At 71.3% G+C, this 18,195-nt stretch carries 18 protein-coding genes; 10 read left to right on the top strand and 8 right to left on the bottom strand.

The genetic code is table 11. The features are described 5' to 3' along the window. Nucleotides 1-52: 52 nt before the first annotated feature. Genes ACWV17_RS12915 through ACWV17_RS12925 form a run of 3 tightly spaced genes read right to left on the bottom strand, consistent with a single transcriptional unit; the run spans nt 53 to nt 3,668 of the window. Entirely contained in the window at nt 53-2,371 is a 2,319-nt protein-coding gene (locus ACWV17_RS12915; protein WP_455359784.1) for an FtsX-like permease family protein, read from the bottom strand. Nucleotides 2,372-2,373: 2 nt separating this feature from the next. Beyond that, a complete protein-coding gene (locus ACWV17_RS12920) occupies nt 2,374-3,165 on the bottom strand; it encodes an ABC transporter ATP-binding protein (RefSeq protein WP_455359785.1) in 792 nt (263 codons plus the stop codon). Continuing rightward, nucleotides 3,162-3,668 carry a PadR family transcriptional regulator gene (locus tag ACWV17_RS12925; protein ID WP_455359786.1) on the bottom strand — a complete coding sequence of 169 codons (507 nt, stop codon included), beginning with the start codon at nt 3,666-3,668 and terminating at the stop codon, nt 3,162-3,164. The genes ACWV17_RS12920 and ACWV17_RS12925 overlap by 4 nt, the downstream gene beginning before the upstream one ends. Nucleotides 3,669-3,836: 168 nt before the next feature. Between ACWV17_RS12925 and ACWV17_RS12930 the strand changes: the two genes are divergently transcribed. The 6 genes from ACWV17_RS12930 (at nt 3,837) to ACWV17_RS12955 (ending at nt 11,508) form a co-directional block, all read left to right on the top strand. Then, nucleotides 3,837-5,117, top strand: a complete 1,281-nt coding sequence (locus ACWV17_RS12930) for an ABC transporter substrate-binding protein (RefSeq protein WP_455359787.1) — start codon at nt 3,837-3,839, stop codon at nt 5,115-5,117. A 207-nt stretch (nt 5,118-5,324) separates the two neighbouring features. Further along, complete coding sequence (locus ACWV17_RS12935) at nt 5,325-7,004, top strand: glycoside hydrolase family 13 protein (RefSeq protein WP_455359788.1); 1,680 nt, start codon at nt 5,325-5,327, stop codon at nt 7,002-7,004. 85 nt (nt 7,005-7,089) lie between these two features. Beyond that, nucleotides 7,090-8,427 (top strand): ABC transporter substrate-binding protein, encoded by a 1,338-nt coding sequence (locus tag ACWV17_RS12940; RefSeq protein WP_455359789.1) that lies wholly within the window; start codon nt 7,090-7,092, stop codon nt 8,425-8,427. Between the two features lie 12 nt (nt 8,428-8,439). Continuing rightward, nucleotides 8,440-9,798 carry a carbohydrate ABC transporter permease gene (locus tag ACWV17_RS12945; RefSeq protein ID WP_455359790.1) on the top strand — a complete coding sequence of 453 codons (1,359 nt, stop codon included), beginning with the start codon at nt 8,440-8,442 and terminating at the stop codon, nt 9,796-9,798. Then, nucleotides 9,795-10,643 (top strand): carbohydrate ABC transporter permease, encoded by an 849-nt coding sequence (locus ACWV17_RS12950; RefSeq protein ID WP_455354800.1) that lies wholly within the window; start codon nt 9,795-9,797, stop codon nt 10,641-10,643. The genes ACWV17_RS12945 and ACWV17_RS12950 overlap by 4 nt, the downstream gene beginning before the upstream one ends. A 73-nt stretch (nt 10,644-10,716) precedes the next feature. Then, a complete protein-coding gene (locus tag ACWV17_RS12955; RefSeq protein WP_455359791.1) occupies nt 10,717-11,508 on the top strand; it encodes a class I SAM-dependent methyltransferase in 792 nt (263 codons plus the stop codon). Here ACWV17_RS12955 and ACWV17_RS12960 read toward each other — a convergent pair whose 3' ends face one another. The 3 genes from ACWV17_RS12960 to ACWV17_RS12970 all read right to left on the bottom strand — a co-directional run bounded on the left by ACWV17_RS12960 (nt 11,509) and on the right by ACWV17_RS12970 (nt 13,978). After that, nucleotides 11,509-11,868: an STAS domain-containing protein gene (locus ACWV17_RS12960; protein ID WP_455354801.1), complete on the bottom strand. Its 360-nt coding sequence runs from the start codon at nt 11,866-11,868 to the stop codon at nt 11,509-11,511. Nucleotides 11,869-11,943: 75 nt separating this feature from the next. Continuing rightward, complete coding sequence (locus tag ACWV17_RS12965; RefSeq protein WP_455359887.1) at nt 11,944-13,062, bottom strand: PP2C family protein-serine/threonine phosphatase; 1,119 nt, start codon at nt 13,060-13,062, stop codon at nt 11,944-11,946. A 130-nt stretch (nt 13,063-13,192) separates the two neighbouring features. Then, nucleotides 13,193-13,978: a pentapeptide repeat-containing protein gene (locus ACWV17_RS12970; RefSeq protein ID WP_455359888.1), complete on the bottom strand. Its 786-nt coding sequence runs from the start codon at nt 13,976-13,978 to the stop codon at nt 13,193-13,195. A 275-nt stretch (nt 13,979-14,253) separates the two neighbouring features. Here ACWV17_RS12970 and tgmA point away from each other — a divergent pair, with 275 nt between their 5' ends. Both tgmA and tgmB read left to right on the top strand, forming a co-directional pair. Next, the gene (gene tgmA, locus ACWV17_RS12975; RefSeq protein ID WP_455354803.1) at nt 14,254-14,445 is read left to right on the top strand and encodes a putative ATP-grasp-modified RiPP; all 192 of its coding nucleotides are present in this window, start codon (nt 14,254-14,256) and stop codon (nt 14,443-14,445) included. Between the two features lie 18 nt (nt 14,446-14,463). Then, nucleotides 14,464-15,393: an ATP-grasp ribosomal peptide maturase gene (gene tgmB, locus ACWV17_RS12980; RefSeq protein ID WP_455359792.1), complete on the top strand. Its 930-nt coding sequence runs from the start codon at nt 14,464-14,466 to the stop codon at nt 15,391-15,393. A gap of 34 nt (nt 15,394-15,427) precedes the next feature. Here the strand turns inward: tgmB and ACWV17_RS12985 are convergent, their stop codons facing one another. Together ACWV17_RS12985 and ACWV17_RS12990 are read right to left on the bottom strand one after the other, a co-directional pair. Continuing rightward, nucleotides 15,428-15,790 carry a cupin domain-containing protein gene (locus ACWV17_RS12985; RefSeq protein ID WP_455359793.1) on the bottom strand — a complete coding sequence of 121 codons (363 nt, stop codon included), beginning with the start codon at nt 15,788-15,790 and terminating at the stop codon, nt 15,428-15,430. Nucleotides 15,791-15,832: 42 nt separating this feature from the next. Then, nucleotides 15,833-16,339 (bottom strand): MarR family winged helix-turn-helix transcriptional regulator, encoded by a 507-nt coding sequence (locus ACWV17_RS12990; RefSeq protein WP_455359794.1) that lies wholly within the window; start codon nt 16,337-16,339, stop codon nt 15,833-15,835. 60 nt (nt 16,340-16,399) lie between these two features. On the opposite strand from ACWV17_RS12990, the gene ACWV17_RS12995 reads away from it, so the two are divergent. Further along, nucleotides 16,400-17,302 carry an EamA family transporter gene (locus ACWV17_RS12995; protein WP_455359795.1) on the top strand — a complete coding sequence of 301 codons (903 nt, stop codon included), beginning with the start codon at nt 16,400-16,402 and terminating at the stop codon, nt 17,300-17,302. A gap of 233 nt (nt 17,303-17,535) precedes the next feature. Then, nucleotides 17,536-18,189, top strand: coding sequence for a DUF4360 domain-containing protein (locus ACWV17_RS13000; RefSeq protein WP_455359796.1), 654 nt, complete (start codon nt 17,536-17,538; stop codon nt 18,187-18,189). Nucleotides 18,190-18,195 lie beyond the last annotated feature (6 nt).

An 18,195-nucleotide genomic window follows, 5' to 3' on the forward strand; every position in this document is an offset into this window, starting at 1 on the left:
GACCGACACGCGACGCCGTACCGATGATCATACCGAAGCGCACCCGTCCGGGTCAGAGAGTTTCGCTCAGGGAGTCCGCCAGGCGGCGCCGGGCGGCCCGGGCGGCCGGCAGCGCGGCCGCCGCGACGGCGCCCAGCAGCGCGGCGGCCACGACCGAGGCCAGCAGCAGCGCGGGCGGCAGGTGGGCGATGCCGGCTCCCATGCCGCTGGAGTGACCCTGGATGTCCACCAGCCGGCTGCCCGACAGTACGCCGAGTCCCGTGCCGAGTACGGCGGCGGCCAGTGCGGTGAACCCGGCGGCCGCGACGATGGCCGCGCTGATCTGCCGGGGAGTCAGCCCAATGGCCTTGAGCGCAAGCAGATCGCGGCCGCGGTCGCGGACCCCGGTACCGATCAGGGTCAGGAGTTCGGTGAGCCCGATCAGGGCCAGTACGGCGATCAGGGCCGCGATCACCCCTCGCGCGGGATCCAGCCCGTCCGCCGGGTTGCGCGTCTCGCGGATGTCGAGGGCTCCCCCGGCCGCGTCGTCCAGGGCGGCGCTCACCGACCGGGGATCGGAGCCCGGCCGCAGGACGAGATGGCGGACGTCGGCCCGTAGCGCGGGGTCGCGTTCCCGGAGCGTGTCGACCGTCGTGGAGATCACCCGCCCGCCGGCTTCGGGTTCGATGCTGCGCCCGACGATGTGCAGGATCTGCGGCCGTCCCTCGACCGTCATACGCACCCAGTCACCGACCCGGACGTCCAGCAGGTCGAGCAGCCCCTGCCCGGCGACCGCTTCGTCCGGGCCGTCGGCCGGACGCCCCTCGGCGACGGTGAACGGATAGGGGTCGCGCGCGGTACCGAGCCCGCGCAGGGTGATGGTGCCGGTCTGCCCCGGCACCAGGGCGGCCACCTCCACCGCCGGATGGACCGCGGCGACGTCCCGGGGCGCGCTCAGAGTGCGGTCGAGTTCCTGGCCGGTCAGGCTGCCGGGCCGCTCGGCCCGTACGGTCAGGGCGGCGGGCAGTCCCATCCGCGCGGGGCTGCTGCGGAACTGGTCCAGGGTGGACCAGGCGACCAGCGCGACCGTGATCATGAGCAGCGGCAGGGCCAGCCGGGCCACGGTGATCAGCGTGCGGGGCCGGCGCGGGAACGCCGCCCGCCAGCCGAGCACCAGGGCGGGCGGCACCCGCATCCCGAGCGCCCGGCGGCCGAGGCCGGTCATGGGCGCGGCGGAGGGCAGCGCCGCCCGGGCGGCGGGTACCGGCGGGACCCGTCCGGCCCGCCAGGCCGCGAGACCGGTGGCGGCCGCGATCAGCAGGACCGCGCCGCTCGGGATGCCGAGCATCAGCGCCGTGTACCCGGGCAGGTCCTGCCACACGGCGGCCGCCTCGCCGATCCGGCCGGGTATCCGGGCGCCCAGCAGGGCGATCGCCGTGGCGCCGAGGGTGACGCCGAGCAGGGCGAAGGCGAGGTGCTGGAGGAGGAAGCCGCGTATCACCTGGCCGGGGGTGAACCCGATCGCTTTGAGGATGGCGATGTCCCTGAGCTGTCCACGGATCCGGGCACCGATGGCTCCGGAGGCGGCGAGCGCGGCGGCCAGCAGCGCACCCAGCCCGAAGACGGCGAACAGCTGGCCGAGCAGCCGGTCGTCGCCACCGGCCTCGGCACGGGCCTGCTGCCAGGTGGTGACCTGCGCGACACGGTCGGCGCCGAGCAGGGTGACCGCGCGCTGGACGGTGAAGTCGGTGTCGGCCGGGTCGTCCAGCCGCAGCCCCGTGCTGTGCCCGGCGCTGCCCGGTGCGATGCGGTCGAGCGTGGCCGGCAGCACCCAGCCGATGCCCGGCCGGCCGCCGGGCAGGTGCCGGGGTTCGGCGGCCTCGGCGACCCCGGCCACCCTGACGGGGTGGGATGTGCCGTCCGGTCCGGCGACGGTCAGCGTGTCGCCCGGCTCCGCCCACAGCACCCGGGCGACCGAGCTCTCCAGTACGACGGTGTCGCCGCCGCCTGCCGGCGGGGCGAGCCAGCTGCCCGCCGTGACCAGCGGCCGGCCGGTCTCCGGCGGCCGGGTGTCCGCCGCGCGCAGGGACACGCCCGCCCTGGCGCCGCGCGACTCCATGGTGGTCTGCGCGGTGCGGAACGGCCCGGAGACCCCGGCGACACCGTCCAGCCCCGACAGCGCGCCGGCGTCGGCGGCGGCCCGGGTGTGGAGCCAGACGTGGGCGCCCTGGGACTGGGTGAAGATCCGCTGCCAGGGGTTGGCCGCGTAGCTGAACAGTGCCCCGGCGAGCAGCAGGGAGGCGATGATGCCGGCGCTGGCCAGGACGACGAAGAGGGCCTGGCCGCGGTGTGCCCGGAGATCGGCGTGCGCCCAGCGCAGGGTGGCCCGCACGGTCACTCCTTCAGTTCGAGTACGCCGGAAACTCCTCGGCCGGGGCTCCCGGGCCCGCCGCCGAGCGCCGCGTCGTCGGCTATGCGTCCGTCGAAGAAGCTGATGACCCGGTCGGCCGCGCTGGCCATCCGGGCGTCGTGGGTGACCAGCAGGATCGTCTGGCCGCGCTGGTGGAAGCGGGTCAGCAGCCGCAGCACCTCCCGGGTGCCCTTGCTGTCCAGGCTGCCGGCCGGTTCGTCGGCGAGGAGCAGCGCGGGGTGGTTGACCAGGGCCCTGGCGAGGGCGACCCGCTGCTGCTCTCCGCCGGAGAGCTCACCGGGCATGGACCGCTCCCGGCCTTCGAGGCCGAGTTCGGCGAGCAGTTCGGCGCGGCTGTCCCGGGCCGACCTGGGCGAGGCGCCGGCGAGCAGCGCGGGCAGTTCGACGTTGTCGGCGACGGTGAGGTCGGAGACGAGGTTGAAGAACTGGAACACGACGCCGATGCTCCGCCGGCGCAGCACCGCCCAGCGGGCCTCGGAAAAGGTGTCCACCCGCTTGCCATCGAGCCACAGGCGGCCGCTGTCGGGGCGCTGGAGCCCGCCGATGAGGTGCAGCAGGGTGGACTTTCCGGCACCGGACGGCCCCGTGACGGCCACGAATTCACCGGGCTGGACGGTGAGGTCCACTCCCCGTACGGCTGCGACGGGTGCGCCTTCGCCGTGATGGGTCTTGGTCAGTCCTTCGGCGCGCACGATCGGCACCGGGCTCCCGGGGGCGGGGGCGCCTGTCCCGCCAGGAGCGGTGTCGTCGCTCATTCCAGCTCCTCCTGACAGCGTTCCAGCCAGTCGAGGTCGGCTTGCAGATGCAGCATGGCGCCCTCGATCAGCAGCTGGGAGATCCGGTTGTCCCGGTCTTCCGCCGCGGCCAGCTTCGACAGATCGCGCATGGTGTTCAGGTACTGCCGCCGCTGCTTGTTGATCAGGGCGATCGGGTCGGCCAGCCCCGACCGGGGGGCGAGTGCGAGCTTGATGAAGAACTCGTCCCGCACCCGCGGCTCGTCGGTGGTCTCGTCGAACCAGCCGAGTACGGCCTCGTGGCCGGCGTCGGTCAGCCGGTACGTACGCTTGTTGGGCCTGCCCGACTGCTCGATGTCCTCGCCGGCGATCAGACCGGCCTTTTCCAGCCGCCCCAGGGTGACATAGATCTGGCCGACGTTCGGCTGAGGGTACGCGGCGCCCAGGAGCTTCTCAAGGTCCTGCTTGAGCTCGTAACCGTGCGCCGGGCCGCGGGTGAGGAGTGCCAGGAGCGGCAGCCGCACGCGCTCCCCCTCCCTCCCGTTCGGTAGTTTCTTGTTGGCTCGGAGGCGGGACGTGGTATACGCCACCCGCTTTCCCTGCCAGGGTGTCTAGTATCGCCCATGCCTAACGGGTATACATAGGCCACGATGAACGGCGGTGCGGCCGGATCGGCGCTCTGGGAGGAACCTGTGCGGTGGATGCATACCGCGGGCAGGGCTCTCCTCGTGGTCGTGGTGCTGCTGGCCGGTTACTCGGGTTTCGGCGGCCGGCCCGGAGCGGCGGAGGCCGGGCCCGTTTCGGGGCGCGGGCCCATGACGCTCGTGACGGCCGGCGATCTCACCGAGTACCTGGGTCCGTTGCTGGACGACTGGAACCGCGACCGCCCCGGGGAACGGGTGACCCTCGTCGAGCTGCCCGACTCGGCCGACGAGACCCGCGCCCAGATGATCAGTGAGCTGCGCTCCGGAAGTGACCGCTTCGACGTCCTGAACATCGACGTGGCGTGGACCTCCGAGTTCGCCGCGGCCGGCTGGATCCGTCCGCTGAAGCCGGACCGCTTCCCGCTGGACACCTTCCTGCCGCCGGTCGTGGACACCGCCACCTTCGACGACCGCCTGTACGCAGTCCCCTATGTCACCAACGCCGGACTGCTCTACTACCGCTCCGACGTCCTGCGGCGGGAGGGCGAATCGCCGCCGCGCACCTGGGCGGAGCTGGCCCGGCAGGCCCGGACCCTCGCGCCGAAGTACGGCATGGACGGGTACGCGGGCCAGTTCCTGCCGTACGAGGGGCTCACGGTGAACGCCACCGAGGCCGTGCACTCGGCCGGCGGGTCCTTCCTGAGGGATGACGGCGCCCGGGTCACGGTCGACTCGGCCGCGGCCCGCGCCGGGCTGGAGTTCCTGGCGGGCGGGGTACGGGACGGCTGGATCTCCCCGGAGGCCCGCGGCTACAAGGAGGAGGAGTCCCGGCAGGCGTTCCAGGACGGCCGGCTGCTCTTCCTGCGGAACTGGCCGTACGTGTACGCGGTCGCGGGCGCCAAGGGGTCGAAGGTGGCCGGGAAGTTCGGGGCGGTCCCGCTGCCCGGCCCGGACGGGCCGGGCACCAGCGTGCTGGGCGGTTCCAACCTGGCGGTCAGCAGCCACTCCCGGCATCCGGAGTCGGCGGCCGATCTGATCGCCTACCTCACCAGTGAGCGGGTGCAGCGGCAGGTGCTCACCGAGGGTTCGCTGCCCCCGGTGCGCGCGGCGCTTTACGAGGACCCGGCGCTGGTCAAGGCCTTCCCGTATCTGCCGACACTGCGGCAGAGCGTGCTGGCGGCCGAGCCGCGCCCCAAGAGTCCGCGGTACGACCAGGTGAGCCTCGCGGTGCAGGCGGTAGTACAGGACGTGATGGCGCTCCGTGAGACGCCGGAGCAGGCGGTGGCGCGGTTGTCCCGCGAGCTGGGATCGATCTCCCGCAAGGGCTGAATCAAGCCCTCACCCTCCCCTCGCTACTTTCATGTTAGGTATCCGCGCCCGCACACCCCTTGCTGCATACCATCAGATAACGGGCATACCTGGGCGGCTTCTTGCCACATCGTTGACACTCGCTGGTCACTGCTACTTAACATGCATGCATAACAGCGCACCCGCTCTGGGGCGCTCTCGCATCCAGCAGGAACAGGTCAACGCGAGATGCTCACAGCTCTTCCGGCCGGTGTCGGCCACCCTTCCCGCACCACCGCCTCCACCGCCTGGTGGCGCGATGCGGTGATCTACCAGGTGTACGTACGCAGCTTCCTCGACAGCACCGGGGACGGCATCGGCGATCTGGCCGGCGTACGCGCGGGCCTGCCGTATCTGCGGAAGCTCGGTGTCGACGGGATCTGGCTCAGCCCGTTCTATCCGTCGCCCCAGCACGACCACGGCTACGACGTGGCGGACTACTGCGACGTCGACCCCGTCTACGGTGACCTGGCCGAGTTCGACCTGCTGATGGCCGACGCCCGCCGGCTCGGGCTCAAACTGCTGCTGGACATCGTCCCCAACCACTGCTCCAGCGAGCACCCGTGGTTCCGCGAAGCACTCGGCGCGGGCGCCGGCAGCGCCGCCCGCGCCCGGTTCCACTTCGCCGACGGCCGCGGGCCGGACGGCGCCGAGCCCCCCAACAACTGGCGGGCGATGTTCGGCGGCCCCGCCTGGAGCCGGATCACGGAGCCGGACGGCACCCCGGGGCAGTGGTACCTGCACCTGTTCACCCCGCAGCAGCCCGACCTGAACTGGCGCAATCCCGAGGTCGGCGACTCCTTCGAGCAGGTGCTGCGCTTCTGGCTGGACCGGGGCGTGGACGGCTTCCGTATCGACGTCGCCGCCGGTCTCTTCAAGCACCCCGAACTGCCCGACTCGGCCGACCCCGACGCCGACGAGCGGGCCCGGGACTCGGTGAACCCGCTGGCGTGGAACCAGCCCGAGGTGCACCAGGTGTGGCGGCGCTGGCGGTCGGTGTGCGAGGAGTACACGGCCCGGGACGGCAACGAGCGGCTGCTGGTGGGCGAGGTGTCCGTACCGACTGCGCGTGAGCACGCCGAGTACGTACGGTCCGACGAACTGCACCAGGCGTTCTTCTTCGACCTGCTCAGCGCCCCCTGGGACGCCGGCGCCTTCCGGGCGACCATCAGGGAGGCGATACGCGACATCGCCGGGACCGGCTCCACCGTCACCTGGGTGCTCAACAATCACGACCAGGTCCGCACGGTCACCCGTTACGCGGGTGAGCCGGGCGTGGAGGCCAGCGGCCTCGGCGCCGCACGGGCCCGCGCCGCCGCCCTGCTGATGCTGGCGCTGCCCGGCGCCGCCTACGTCTACCAGGGCGAGGAACTCGGCCTCCCGGAAGTCCTGGACCTGCCGGACGACGTCCTGACCGATCCGATCTTCCACCGCACCGGCAGCCGCAAGCGCATCCGGGACGGCTGCCGGGTGCCGCTGCCCTGGTCCGGTCACGCCTCGCCGTTCGGCTTCAGCCAGGGCGCGGCCGGTGCGCGGCCGTGGCTGCCGCAGCCCGAGTGGTTCGCCGAGCACGCCACCGACCGGGCCCTGTCCGACACCCGGTCCTTCTGGCACCTGTACCGCGAAGGGCTTCAGCTGCGCCACAGCCTGCCGCAGTTGGGCGAGGGCACGCTGCGCTGGCTGGAAGCGCCCCCACAGGTCCTCGCCATGGCCCGCGGCGACGGGCTGATCTGCGCGGTCAACTTCGGTACCGAGCCGGTGCCCGCACCGGTCCCCGGAACCCCGCTGCTCTCCAGCGGCCCCTGCCCGGACGGTGTGCTCCCCGGAGCGACCGCCGCGTGGTGGACGGGCGACTGCGTCGGCCCGTGACCCCGTAACCCCTCGGCCACCCCCATACCCCCCGCACCACGCCCCCTTCTCCCCATCCCTGTATGCCTTTCGGAAGGACTCCCCCATGCGACCTGCGCGACGACCCGTCACGGCCCGGCGGACCACGGCGGCGGCATCGGCCGTACTCGCCCTCACCCTCGGCGCGACCGCCTGCGGCGGCTCGCCGGGCCCGGCGAGCGGCAAGGAACTCAGCGGCCAGACCGTGACCGTGGCCGGCGTCTGGACCGGCAGCGAGCAGAAGAACTTCAAGAAGGTGCTGGACGCGTTCACCGAGAAGACCGGCGCCAAGACCGACTTCGTGCCCACCGGTGACAACGTCTCCACCTTCGTCGGCAGCAAGATCGAGGGCGGCAACGCCCCCGACGTGGTGATGGTGCCTCAGGTCGGTGTCCTGAAGCAGTTCGCCGAGGAGGGCTGGCTCGCACCGCTGTCGCCGAAGACGGCGACGACCGCCGGGGCCAGTCTCGCCGACGTGTGGAAGAACTACGGCACCGTCGACAAGACGTACTACGGGCTGTACTTCAAGGCCGCCCACAAGTCCACCGTCTGGTACAGCCCGAGCGCGTTCGAGCAGGCCGGCGTGGCCGAGCCGAAGAACTACGCGGAGATGCTCACCACGGGCCGCACCCTGGCCGACTCCGGGCTCCCGGCCTTCTCCGTCGCGGGCGAGGACGGCTGGACCCTCACCGACTGGTTCGAGAACATCTACCTCTCCCAGGCCGGGCCCGAGAAGTACGACCAGCTGGCAGCGCACACGCTGCCCTGGACCGACGCGAGCGTGGTCCAGGCACTCACCACGCTGGGTGAGCTGTTCAAGGACAAGCAGCTGGTCGCCGGCGGCTCGGACGGCGCGCTGCGCACCGACTTCCCCGCGTCGGTCGAGCAGGTCTTCGGACCCGCGCCGAAGGCCGGCATGGTCTATGAGGGCGACTTCGTCGGCGGAATAGCCAAGGACGAGTTCGGCAAGAAGCTCGGCGAGGACGCCAAGTTCTTCCCGTTCCCCGCCGTGGGCGCCGGGAAGGCGCCCGTGGTGAGCGGCGGCGACGCGGCCGTGGTGATCAAGGAGGGCAAGAACCAGAAGGCCGCGATGCGGCTGCTGGAGTTCCTGGCCACGCCCGAGGCCGCCTCCGTCTGGGCCGGAGCGGGAGGCTTCCTGTCCCCCAACAAGGAGGTGGACCCCGCCTCCTACGCCGACGACACCACCCGCGCCACCGCCGAATCGCTGATCAAGGCCGGTGACTCGGTCCGCTTCGACATGTCCGACCAGGCCCCGGCCGCGTTCGGCGGCACCAAGGGCGCGGGCGAGTGGAAGCTCCTCCAGGACTTCCTGCGCGACCCCTCCGACCCGAAGGCCACGGCGGCGAAGCTGGAAGCCGCGGCCGCCAAGGCCTACCGGAACTGAGGGCCGGACACCATGGCTGTCACCACATCCGCCCCTCCGGCACCGGCCGCCGCCGTGCCACGGGACGGGGACCCGCGGCGGCGGGCCCAGCGCAGGAAACGCAACATCGCGGTGCTGTTCGTGCTGCCCGCCCTGCTGCTGCTCGGCGCGCTGGTCGTCTACCCCGTGCTGTTCTCCGTCGGCCGGAGCCTGTTCGACGCGAGCGGCGACCGCTTCGTCGGCGGCGGGAACTACGCCGAGATATTCCGTGATCCGGCAACCCTCAAGGCGATCCGCAACAGCACGATCTGGGTGGTCGTCGCCCCGGTCCTGCTGACCGGACTGGGGCTGGTCCTCGCCGTACTCACCGAGAAGGTGCGCTGGGCGACCGCGTTCAAGCTCGTGCTCTTCCTGCCCATGGCCGTGTCGTTCCTCGCCGCCGGCATCATCTTCCGGCTCGCCTACGAGCAGAACCCCGACCGGGGCGTACTCAACGCGGCGGTCGTCGGTGTCCACGACGCCTTCAACGACCGGTCCGCCTATCCCACCGCCCGGGCCCGGGAGAACCAGGGCCTGGCCCGGGACCCGGGCGGCGGGTATCGCACCGCCGGCGCGGTCCGGCCCGGGCAGTCGGTCAGCCTCGGCTTCGTCGGGGTGGCACCCGACCAGATGCCGGCCGGCGCCGACCGCGCCCGAGCCGCCACCGGGCCCGCCGCGGACGCGGTCGGCGGAGTGGTGTACCTCGACTTCGCTCCCGGCGGAGGCGGTACGCCGGGCAAGGTCGACCCGGCCGAGCGGGGCCTGCCGCGGATGACGGTCGAGGCGGTACGGGACGGCCGGGTGGCCGCCACGGCCACCACCGCCGCGGACGGCTCGTTCAACCTGCCCGGCCTGGAGCCCGGTTCGTACACCGTGCGGCTGCCCGGGGAGAACTTCGCCGCCCCCTACGAAGGCGTCTCCTGGCTCGGACCGGCCCTGGTGACCCCGGCCATCATCGGCGCCTATCTCTGGATCTGGACCGGCTTCTCGATGGTGCTGATCGGCGCGGGGCTGGCGGCGCTCCCCCGGGACGCGCTGGAGGCGGCCCGGATGGACGGCGCCACCGAGTTCCAGATCTTCCGCAAGATCACGGTGCCGCTGCTCGCCCCGGTGCTGACGGTGGTCTTCGTGACGCTGGTGATCAACGTGATGAAGGTGTTCGACCTCGTCTACATCATCGCGCCGGGACCGGTGCAGGAAGAGGCCGGTGTACTGGCGACCCGGATGTGGCTGGTGTCCTTCGGCGGCGGCAACAACCAGGGACTGGGCAGTGCCCTCAGCGTGCTGCTGCTCCTGCTGGTCGTACCCGCCATGATCTTCAACGTACGGCGCTTCCGGGGGAGCGGAAAATGAGCGGTCACAGCATCATCGGTCGGTGGCTCGGCAACGGAGTGGTCCAGGCCGTCCTGATCGTCGTCGCGCTCGGCTGGATCACTCCGCTCGCCGGGCTGTTCCTCTCCTCGATGCGCTCCGAGCGGGACAACGCGGCAGCGGGCTGGTGGACGGCACTGACCGACCCCGGGCAGCTGTCCCTGGACAACTACACCGCGCTGCTCCAGGACTCGGGCATCACCGGATCCTTCTGGAACACCGTACTGATCTCGGTGCCCACCACCGTCCTGGTCGTGGTGATCGCGGCGCTGGCCGGATACGCCTTCGCCTGGCTGGAGTTCCCCGGCCGCGACGTGATCTTCCTGGTGGTGGTCGGGCTCCTCGTGGTGCCCGTCCAGATCGGGCTGCTGCCGGTGGCGAAACTGTTCGGCGCGGTCGGCCTGTTCGGCACCATCCCGGGCGTGGTCCTCTTCCATGTCGCGTACGGACTGCCCTTCGCGATCTTCCTACTGCGCAACTACTTCGCCGAGATCCCGCGCGAAATGCTGGAGGCGGCCCGCATGGACGGCGGCGGGGAGTGGCGGATCTTCTCCCGGCTGATCCTGCCGCTCGGCCGGCCGGCACTCGCGAGCCTCGCCATCTTCCAGTTCCTGTGGGTCTGGAACGACATGCTGGTCGCACTGCTCTTCGCGGACAGCGATGCCCAGCCGCTCACCGTCGCCCTCCAGTCCGAGATGCGGCAGTTCGGCAGCAATATCGGCGTGCTCGCACCGGGGGCGTTCCTGTCCCTGGTGGTGCCGGTGGTCGTCTTCTTCGCCTTCCAGCGGCACTTCGTCCAGGGGGTGATGGCGGGCTCGGTCAAGTAACGGGCCGGACAGGCCCCAGGGCCTGTCCGGATATCCGTTGGCCCGTCGGGCTGTCTGCCGTAATGATCCGGGTATGACGCGTAGTTTCGACGATCTGATCGCTGAAGCCGAGTCCGTTTCCGTGGACGGCTGGGACTTCTCCTGGCTGGAGGGCCGGGCCACCGAACAACGGCCGTCCTGGGGCTACCAGCGGCTGATGGCCGAAAGGCTCGGCCGGGTGTCCGCCGCCCTGGACATCCAGACGGGCGGCGGCGAAGTGCTCGCCGGGGCCGCGAAGCTGCCCAAGGTGATGGTGGCCACCGAGTCGTGGCCGCCCAACCTCGCGAAGGCCACCCGGCTGCTGCACCCGCTCGGGGCGGTGGTTGTCGCGGACGAGGACGAACCGCCGCTGCCGTTCGCGGACGAGGACGAACCGCCGCTGCCGTTCGCGGACGAGGCGTTCGACCTGGTGACCAGCCGCCATCCGGTGACCGTGTGGTGGCAGGAGATCGCCCGGGTGCTCCGGCCGGGCGGCACGTACCTCTCCCAGCAGGTCGGCCCCTCCAGCGTCTTCGAGCTCGTCGAGTACTTCCTCGGCCCGCAGCCGGCGGAGGTCCGCCGCGCGCGCCATCCCGACGATGCCCGTAAGGAGGCGGAGGCGGCGGGTCTGGAGGTGGTCGACCTGCGGTTCGAGTCGCTGCGGACCGAGTTCTCCGACATCGGCGCGGTGGTCTACTTCCTGCGGAAGGTGGTCTGGATGGTCCCCGGCTTCACCGTCGGGCAGTACCGCGACCGGCTGCGCGACCTGCACGAGAAGATCGCGTCCGAGGGCCCGTTCCTCGCGCATACGACGCGCTTCCTGATCGAGGCCCGCACGCGCGGGTGATCAGACCATGTCGGCGAGGCTCGCCGGCGCCGCGGGCAGGTTGCGGCTGAGTTCCACCAGCCTGCGGGGCTGGTGGAGCCAGTTGACGGCGGCCACCGGAATCCGGCGCGAGCGGCCGAAGTCGTCCAGCCGCTCCAGGAAGTGCAGTCCGGCCGAGTCCATGAAGGCGCACTCCGCCATGTTGAGGACCACGCTGTCCGTACCGGCGGGCAGGGTCGCCAGGGCCGCGTCGAGGTCCCGGACGGATTCGTGGTCGATGTCTCCGCACGGCGTGAGGACGGCGCTGCCGCCGCTGCGGCGGGTGCGTACGTCCAGGGCGTACGAGCAGTCCGGGTGGGACGGTGCTGTCCTTTGCGACATGCCTTCACCGTGTCAGTGACAGACAGGTCTGTCCATCCACCCGCACAAGACCGCACGGGGCACCCGCCGGGCGGTTCAGGAGCCGGCCGGTGCGGGGGCCGGGCGGTACCGGAAACGTGCCGCGAGGACGGCGACGTCGTCCTCGGCGTGATACGCGTCGAGCCGGGTCAGTACCTCGTCCAGGATCTCGTCCACACCGGCTCCGGCGGGCATGCGCAGCCCGGCCAGCCGGGACAGGGACTCGTCGATGTCCTCTCCGCGCCGCTCCACGAGACCGTCGGTGAACATCAGCAGCGTCTCCTCCGGCGTGAGCCGGCGGGTGACGGGTTCGTACCCGCCCAGCCCGGTGCCCAGGGGCGGCCCCACCGGCACGTGCAGTACGTCGGCGGTGCCCTCGCTCGTGAACACCACGGGCGGCAGGTGTCCCGCGCTGGAGAACGTGGCGATGCCGCGCGCGGGATCGGCGCGGACGAGCAGGCAGGTCGCGGGGCGCCGGACGCCGTCCTCGGACACCGCGGCGTCGAGCTGGCGCAGCACGCGGTGCGGCGGCAGATCGGTCGAGGCGACGTAGCGGAGCATGGAGCGGTACGCGTTCATGTCGACCGCGGCGTCGATTCCGTGCCCCATGACGTCGCCCATGACGAGCAGGGTGCGCCCGTAGTGCAGGCGTACGGTCTCGTACCAGTCGCCACCGACGAGGGTGCTGGAGCCGGTCGGCAGATAGCGGGTGGCCAGTTCGAGGTTGGGGTGCGGGCGGCCCGGTTCGCTCAGCAGCGCCCGCTGGAGGTTCAGGGCGGTGCGCTGCGCCGCCGCGTGCCGGCGGGCGTGACCGAGGTGGACGGCCGCCAGCCGTGCCGCGTACTGGACGGTCGCCGTCTCGTGGTCGGTGAGGGGGTCGCCCGCCCGGACGGTGAGCAGGACACCGTAGATCCGGCCGTGGGCGACCAGCGGCACCGGGACGGCCGTCTCCGACTCCAGCAGATGCACCTGGCCGGTCGTCGCGCAACGGCGGGGCGGGGTCTCGGCAGCCGGGGGGTGCTTCGCGGGTGTGTCCTCGGCGAACAGTTCCACCGCCGCGGCGTCGCACAGCCAGGGGCAGACGAACCGCGCGAGTTCCCCACAGGTCGTCCGCTCGTCGAGCGTGGTCCCGATCTGCTCGGCGGCCTGTTCGGTCGCGCGGAGCCGTGCCAGCATCCGCGCATGCTCGCCTTCCCGGTTCGACAGGGCAGCCTCCACGACAGTGCGCGCGCCGCTCCCTGGGGTCAGCGCTGCTTCAGCCATTTCAGCAGGATATGGGTCGTTTGACATGATTTGGCCGGTCCTGTTATGGCCCGGGGCGCCAGTGGGCGGGGCGGCGGAGAGCCGGGGGCAGCCTGGTTGCGGCGTCCCCCTTGGCCGCGTTGAGCTGGGACTGGGTGAGGAAGATGCTTCCGGTGAGGTCGGCGCCGCTCAGGTCGGCGTCCCGGAGGTCCGCCCCGATCAGATCGGCCGCTCGCAGGTCGGCGCCCCGGAGGTCGGCGGCGATGAGATACGCGCCGCGGAGATTCGCGCCCCGCAGGTCGGCCCCCTTGAGCCGGGCGCCGATGAGATCGGCTCCGCGGTGATTCTTCTTGCGGCCCGGTACGCCTGCCCGCACCAGTTCGCCGGCGCGTAGCAGCAGGACGTTGACGTCCGCGCGGAGCGCCGCCACGTCCAGCGCCGCCAGGGTTTCGGCGCTGGCGCGGGTGAGCCGGTCGATCTCCTCCCGCGCGCGGCGCAGATCGGCGTGCAGGGGCCGGGCGGGCGGCAGGGCCAGCGCTTCGGTGAGGTACCAGAGCAGTTCGTGGAGCCCGCGCATGACGGGAAAGACGTCGAACATCTGCCGCGCGGCATGCGGAGCCTGCCGCCAGTCCTGACCTCCGAAGGTGACCTGGGAGACCTTCTGTCCCGCGCCGAAGCAGTCGAAGACGGTGCACCCGGGAAAGCCCTGCTCCCGCAGGCGTGAGTGGATGCCGCAGCGGAAATCGGCGCGCAGGTTCGTGCAGGGCTGCCCGGCGTCCTTGTCGGCCGCGAAGTCGGCGGAGGCCGCGAAGGGCAGGGCCACACAACACAACCCGAAGCAGTCGGACATCAGACCCAGGCGGCTCGCATCGGTGGCGGGGACTTCGGACTCGGGGGACAACGCGCGCGATCTCCTGCCGCAAGGCATGCGCGCTCACTTGCGCGCTCCGGACGAGGCCATTGTCTCCCACCGGCCGGAACCCCTGGGCGGTGTGACCGCCTTCACCCCGCACAGCCCCGGATATGACGGTACGTACTGAGACCATTACCTCGCCGGTACGTACAGTTACGTGTGTGGCTGTTACCTGAGTGGCCGAAGCACACCACGGGGACTGGAGGAGAAGCATGCGACCATTCGCGCTGAACTACGCACTACCGGCCGAGGATTCACCGGACGTCACCCCCTACACCTATGACTCCACCCTGCAGTTGAACGTGCTGCCCGACGGCCGGCCGGCCATCAGCGACCGGGCCGTGCTCCTGGCGGTGGGCGCCACCGCATCCACGGCCGGCTCCAAGACGCACTTCGACGACTGACCGTCCCGGACGCACCCGATGACTGTGCTGATCCTGACCTGCAAACAGGACGTCACCGCGGACATGGTCGTGGCCGAGCTGCACGAACGCGGAGTTCCGCTGGTACGCCTGGACCCCGCCGACCTCCCCGGGGAGGCCGCGCTCTCGGCCGAGTACGTGCGCGGTGACTTCTACGGCCATGTGACGGTCGGCGGGCGGCTGTTGAGCATGGATGCCCTGCGCTCGATCTGGGTCAGGAGACCGGGCGAGCCCGCGGCACACGCACCCGCCCCGTCCGCCTGGCTCACCGCCGAGGCCGGCCAGGCCCTGTACGGAACGCTGTACTCCACCAGCGCGCGGTGGATGAACCATCCCTGCGCGGCGGCGCAGGCCCGGTGCAAGCCGTGGCAGCTGCACGCCGCCCACCGCAGCGGGTTCGCCGTTCCGCCGACGCTGATCACCACATTTCCGCGGATCGCCCGCCAGTTCGCGGCCCAGTACCAGGACATCGTGGTGAAGTCCGCGACCGGGCCGCCCAGCGGCGACGAGCCGACCACCCTGCCGACCACGCGCATAGGACCGGACACCGACTTCGCGGCGGTCACCGCGGGCCCGACGCTCCTTCAGCAGTACATCCCCAAGCGGGCCGACATCCGTCTCACCAGCGTCGGAGGCCGGCTCTTCGCCGCCCGGAAGGCGTCCCCGCCCGGCCAGGTCGACGGCCGCTACGACACGACCGGGCACACCTGGGAGCCCACGGCGGTCCCGGAGCGCATCGCCCGCGCCGTCCACGACTACACCAGGCTCGCGGGCCTGGCGTACAGCGCGTTCGACTTCGCGGAGGACACCGACGGGACCTGGTGGTTCCTCGAATGCAACCAAGGGGGCCAGTTCGGCTTCATCGAGCTGCACACCGGCCAGCCCATCGCCGAGAGCGTGGCCTCCTGGCTCGCGGGCTCCGCCCCGTAACTCTCAGGGTTGACTCTCAGGTGTTCTGCAACTCTCAGGTGTTCTGCGGCTTCGCGTAGTCGGTTATCTCACCGGCCATGTCGTAGACCACGGCCGCCTCGTCCCCGACCACCCAGGCGTCGTGCCCCGGCGAGCACACGAACAGGTCGCCGGGGCCCGCCTCGCCCTCCGTGCCGTCGTCCATCAGGACATGCAGGCGCCCCTCGGCGACGAAGCCGATGTGCGAGAACTGGCAGCTGTCGGTCCCGGCCAGCGGGCGTACCGAATCCGACCAGCGCCAGCCCGGCTCGAACTTGGCCACGCCGAAGTTCATGCCCGGCAGGCTGACGACGTCGAGATGCCCCTTGGGGAAATCTCGGCTCTCGTCGGCTTCTCTGACGTTCTTCATCTCCAGCATGACGTTCCGCTCCCTCCAGGGTGGAAGAACCCGTCATGTCCATCATCGCGCTGGACCCGTGCTGTCGCCCAGCGACTCCAGCAGGTTCCGCAGCGCGTCGGCGAGGGCGTCGCGCTCGGCCGTGCCGAGGGCGGCGAGCAGGCGGTGCTCGTTGGCGATGTGGTCGGGCAGGGCCCGGTCGATGAGCGCGTACCCCTCGTCGGTGAGCGCGACGTGCACGACGCGGCCGTCCACCGCGCTCGGCGTACGCGCCACCAGGCCGCGGCTTTCGAGGCGGTCCAGGCGCTGGGTGATGGCCCCCGAGGTGACCATCGCGGTCCGCATCAGCTCGGCCGGGGTCAGGCGGTACGGCGGGCCGCTGCGGCGCAGTGTGGCGAGCACGTCGAACGACGCGGCGTCGAGGCCGTGCGCGGCGAAGGTACGGCGCAGCTCGGTGTCGATCAGCCGGGAGAGCCGCCTCAGACGCCCGATCACCGCCATGGGGGACGCATCGAGATCGGGGCGCTCGGCGCCCCACTGCTCCAGCACGCGGTCGACGTGATCTGTCATCGGCCCAGCCTAGCGGATCTCTTAGCGGTGAGATAGATTGCCTTAGTGCTAAGAAATCGGATGGGAATCATTCTGGTGACCGCGCTGGCGCCCATCGTCTGGGGCAGCACCTACCTCGCCACCACCGAGTTGCTGCCGCCGGACCGCCCCCTGCTGGCCGCGGTTTTGCGGGCGCTGCCGGCAGGCGTCGTACTCGTCCTGCTCACCCGGCGCCTGCCGCGGGGGACGTGGTGGTGGCGGGCAGGCGTGCTCGGCGCCCTGAACATCGGGGTGTTCTTCGCGCTGCTGTTCGTCGCCGCCTACCGGCTGCCGGGCGGGGTCGCCGCGACCATCGGCGCCGTGCAGCCGCTCCTGGTCGCCGGCCTCTCGGCCGGCCTGCTCGGCCGGCGCCTGACGCTGCGTACGACGGCTGCCGCCGTGGCCGGTGTGGCCGGCGTCGGCCTGCTCGTCCTGCGCGCCGACGCACGGCTGGACCCCCTGGGCGTCGCGGCGGCGGCCGGCGGCGCGGTCGTCATGGCCACCGGGGTGGTCCTGAGCAAGCGATGGTCCTCGCCGGCGCCGCTCCTCGCGGTCACGGGGTGGCAGCTCGTCGCGGGCGGCCTGCTGCTGCTTCCGGTCGCCCTGCTCGTCGAGGGACCGCCCCCTGCGACGCTGAGCACCGCGAACCTGGCCGGCTACGGCTACCTCGCGATCGTCGGCTCCGCGCTCGCCTATGCCCTCTGGTTCCGGGGGATCCGCGCCCTGTCCCCCACCGACGTCACGTTTCTCGGCCTGCTCAGCCCGGTGGTCGCCACCATCCTGGGCTGGCTCGTTCTCGACCAGCAACTCACCGCGGTGCAGGCCCTGGGAGCGCTTGTCGTCCTCGCCTCACTCGTCGCGGGCCAGACACGGAACCCGCCGGTCCCGGCCAGTCGGCCGGTCGAGCAGCGTACCGACGCCGGATTGGCGCGCCGGTCGCTCTGATATTTCCGCGCTCTTTCGAGACCTGTTCCGGCCGATCACTAATTCGGCCGGATCACGCCGGATGACACCGCCGGCGGCGTAATCCACGGCTGGGCGGTCTTCCCAATTCCGTTGCGCGGTGCTGAGATATGCGCGCCACCTCGCAAGCCCCCCGGCTATCCCTTCAATCCGTCCACGCCACGCGGCCGAATATCGCCCCACTCGGCTTCGCGGCGAACGAATGGAGAACACCCATGCGCAGAACTCTGGCTGTCGGCGGCGCTGTCGCGGCGTTATTCGTCTCGGCGACGTCCGCGCAGAGCTCACCCGCGACCCTCGTGGCGCCGCCCGACAAGATCGTGATCGAACTCGCCACCGTCAACGGATCGGGCTGCCCCGAGGGCACCGCCGCCGTGGCCGTCGCTCCCGACAACACCGCGTTCACCGTGACGTACAGCGACTACCTCGCTCAGGTGGGCGTGGGCGCCTCCCCGACGGACTTCCGGAAGAACTGCCAGCTCAATCTGCGCGTGCATGTTCCCCAGGGCTTCACCTACGCCATCGCCAGAGCCGACTACCGGGGATTCGCGTACCTGGAGAAAGGCGCGACCGCCCAGGAGAAGGCGAACTACTACTTCCAGGGCATGCCGCAGACGGTCCACAAAACGCATCCGTTCAAGGGCCCGTACAACGACAACTGGCAGACGTCGGACGAGACCGAGGTCGCCGCGCTGGTGTGGGCGCCGTGCGGTGAGAAGCGCAACTTCAACATCAACACCGAACTGCGCGTCAATGCCGGCACCTCCGATCCGAAGAAGACGACGAGCTTCATGACAATGGACTCGACGGACGCCGGAATCAGCACCATCTACCATCTCGCCTGGAAGGAATGCCCCGAGGGCTCATAACGCCCG

This window comes from Streptomyces mabaensis, assembly GCF_053763515.1.